Annotated in this window: 3 protein-coding genes; all 3 read right to left on the bottom strand. The window is 22.6% G+C overall.

The window, feature by feature from the left end:
• A partial coding sequence (locus N3A58_08240) for a TIGR02556 family CRISPR-associated protein (protein ID MCX8059388.1) occupies positions 1-1,731 on the bottom strand: 1,731 nt, incomplete at its 3' end.
• Positions 1,728-2,492, bottom strand: a complete 765-nt coding sequence (cas6, locus tag N3A58_08235; GenBank protein ID MCX8059387.1) for a CRISPR-associated endoribonuclease Cas6 — start codon at positions 2,490-2,492, stop codon at positions 1,728-1,730. The genes N3A58_08240 and cas6, both read right to left, overlap by 4 nt.
• Before the next feature lie 53 nt (positions 2,493-2,545).
• Positions 2,546-3,511, bottom strand: a complete 966-nt coding sequence (locus tag N3A58_08230; protein ID MCX8059386.1) for a WYL domain-containing protein — start codon at positions 3,509-3,511, stop codon at positions 2,546-2,548.
• Positions 3,512-3,569: the final 58 nt, after the last annotated feature.

Raw genomic sequence — 3,569 nt, 5'->3', positions numbered from 1 at the left:
ATTCATGCCACTATAATTAATTTTATCTAATATTGGTTTTCTATTAGTTTCAAGGTTTCTCTGTTTTTTACCAATCTCTCCAATTAGATAACCTAATAAAAACAATGCTGCTTTTTGTTCATCAAATCCCATCTTTTTAATATAATTTTTTAACTCATCATTCAATAAAAATTCATCTAAATTATTAATCACTATATCACCTCCATCAATTAAATTTTGAATTTTAAGAAACTTTAAAAATAAATTTGTTTGTAAAATCGCCCTAACCATTTTTGCATCTAAATATTTCTTTTCATTTATCGAAATTTTAATTTGAGTAAATGTATTTGCAAAATAATATGTTTTTATCATACTATTGAATTCATCAATTAAAAATAAAATATCAATTTTACTTTTGTTTAAAATTTTTTCGTATAATTCAAGTATTTTTCTTAAGCCAACACCTCTATTTTTATCCATTTTTATTGGAAAGAAATAAAAAATTACATCAAAGCTTAATATCCAATTTTTGTCTTCTCTGCCAATAATTTCGTTTCCAAAATTATTAATATATTCTAACGCATCTCTGAGTTCTTCAACTCTTCTAGATGGAATATCTTTAATCAACTTTTGTATTTTAAAAGACTGATTATCTCTTTCATAAAAAAGTAATATTAGATTTATATAATTTTTGATTTTAAAATAATCAATATAATTTTTAAGAATTTTCTCTTTTTCTTCAATGAACTTTAAAAAGTTATCTAATGAATTAATTGACATAAAATCTTCTTTTAATGGAATTATAAATTTATCTATTATCGATTCGAATTTAGTTGGCTTAAATATGAATGAAGGAATTAAATAAAAGTTTGTGCCAAATAATTTAAAATTTAGTTTATTACTTAAGAATCTAGAACCCACCAATATGTTCTTATAGCAATTTTTACATAAATTAAAATTTCTTGAATATTTATTTTTGTCTAATTCAGATGCAAATATAATTAAATCTGTCATATAATATTTGTCAAAAAATTTTCTTGTATCGCTTGTTAATAATGTATACTCACCACATACATAACACTTCCCTTCTAATTTAGCGTTATCAAATGGCTCATCAATTAAGTTACTTTCTAGATAATCAATGTAATCAGAAATATCACTAGGTTTCATATCATCAATCATAACCGAATATAGTGCAATATCTTTTTCTTTGAAATCTAATAGAAGGTTATTTTTCTTTATACAATCAAAAAAACTTTCTTTTAAAAAGTTTAAAATTTTTATTATTTGATCTTTCTTTTGTATATTTTCTGATAATATATAGTTAATTTTTTCTGTTATTTCATTTGAACTTAAAGTAAAATTATCGATTTTTGAAATATCTAAAAAATATTCTGAATTTATTTTTAGATAAAAATTATCAATTAATTTTTTTAGCTTAGCCTTTAATTCACAATCTTCGAGGTTTTTATACAAATTAACTAATGAACCAGATAGAATATATTCTATGTTATTTGTTGTTAATCTATCTTGAGGTAAATTGCCTCTATTATTTCCAACCCATAAATATTCCTTTATTATTGAATCATTAACTTCTTTTGGATACTCAATTGTAATTTTATTTTGATTTAAATTAAAATTAATAGTTAATAAATAACCCTCATTAATTTTTTCATTTATCATACTATAAATAAATCTTTCTCTTGAATATTTTGATACATTTTCTCCTAAATTTCTTATTGCCTCTATCATGACTTACCTCCTTTCCAAATTTCCCATAAACCAAATCCTTCTGAATTTTTATCTCCAAGACCAGTTTCATAAGATAATTTTATTAATTCATCTGAACCATTTAATTCAAAAATACCATCAAATGCTTCAATCGGAGTATCTTTAAATTTAATTAAATGAAAATTTCTTTTAACAGAGAAATAAATAGGAATAATATTAATTTCTGTATTCAAAGGTTCTCTTTTATATAATGTTATAAATTTTTTAATTAAATTTTTTTCTATAAGAGTTTTAAAATGATTATCTATAGGCTTATAATAAATACATTTTTTACTACCATCTGGTAGTCTTATAGTGGAATGAATAGTTACAGGTGAGAGAAATTTTATTTTCACATTATTTTCAATTCTTGGTGTTGTTATAATTCTAATTTTTGAAAGATATATTTTATTTTTCAACAAACTAAATTCTCTTTCTTTTATACTTCTTGCTCCTAAATCTGAAATAATATCCTCTAGGGGTGAAGAAAATATAAATGAGATTGAGTTTTTAAATCTAAGATATTCCCTTCCATTTATTTTATTTTTTATTCCTTTTTCTAAAATTCTTGAAAAAGTAAATAATTTAAAACTTCTTTTTTCATATTTAAAACCATGATTGTGTAATTTTGTAGAAATTATAGGTGATAATATTTTATAAATTAATGATTGTATTATAAAATTGTAATGTACTGGTAAAGTTATATCTCCATTTAAACTCTCAAATGTCATCTCTAGCCTCAATTTAACTCCTCCATCTAAATTTTAATAATTTTATAGTGAAAAATAAATTCCCTTTACTTTTTATAAATTTTTTCCAAAATATTTATCTCATCAATTATCTCTTTTCTAAAAGAGTCTGGTTCTAAAACTTCAACATGAGAACCATAACCTAAAATCCATCTTTTAATTTCTTCCTTATTTGCTTTAATAGTTAAAATAACACCACCATCTTCTAACTCTTGGATGATTTGACTTTCATGCCAAATTCTTTCTTTTATCCATTTTGCTTGGTACGAATCAAATTTTAATTTTATTAATTCTTCACCTCCTTTATAAATTCTAAAACTTTTTGATAGATAATCTTTAACATCAAAACTTTTATTTCTTTGAAAAGTTTCTTTAAGAATTTCTATTTTTTCTATTCTATCAAGTGCAAAATCTCTAAACGAATTTCTCATATGACAAAAAGCAACTAAATACCATACCCCCTCGAAATTGTATATATGATAAGGTTCTAAAATTCTCTCGCTCTTTTCGTCTCTCGAAATTGTGTAATATAAAATCTTAATTTTTTTATTATCTCTTATCGCATTAAAAACCTTTTCAAATATATATAAAATATCCCTTTTTAATTTTATTGGTTTAATTGTAAAAGATAACATATCTTCAAGATCTCTACTGTTTAAAAAAATTTTTTCAGGCAAAAGTTCCTCAAGTTTCATTGATAAAGTTTGTGCTGATTTATATAATGGTGTCTCTTTAAACTCTTTTAAAAGATTATTTGCAATAAAAATTGTTAAAATTTCACCAAATGTAAAAATATTCAATGGAAAATTCCATTCTTCACTTAAAAAATATCCTTTATTCCTCTTTGAATATGAAATTGGAGCACATAAAGTATATTTGAGAGTTTGTATATCCTTTTTAATCGTTCTTTCTGTTACTTCCTCCTCTTTCGCTAATTGTGAAACATTTGGATATTTACCATCTTTAATCTTTTTGTAAATTCTATAAAGTCTCCCAAGTTCAAACCTTTTCATATTCTACATTAATATTAATAAAATTCAAAAGGATTAATATAGTCTCCAAATTTCTCCT

Source organism: Spirochaetota bacterium (assembly GCA_026415295.1).
In the GTDB taxonomy this organism is placed as follows: domain Bacteria; phylum Spirochaetota; class JAAYUW01; order JAAYUW01; family JAOAHJ01; genus JAOAHJ01.
Note: the sequence above shows the minus strand (reverse complement) of the source record. Positions and strands in the feature narration are given on the sequence as shown.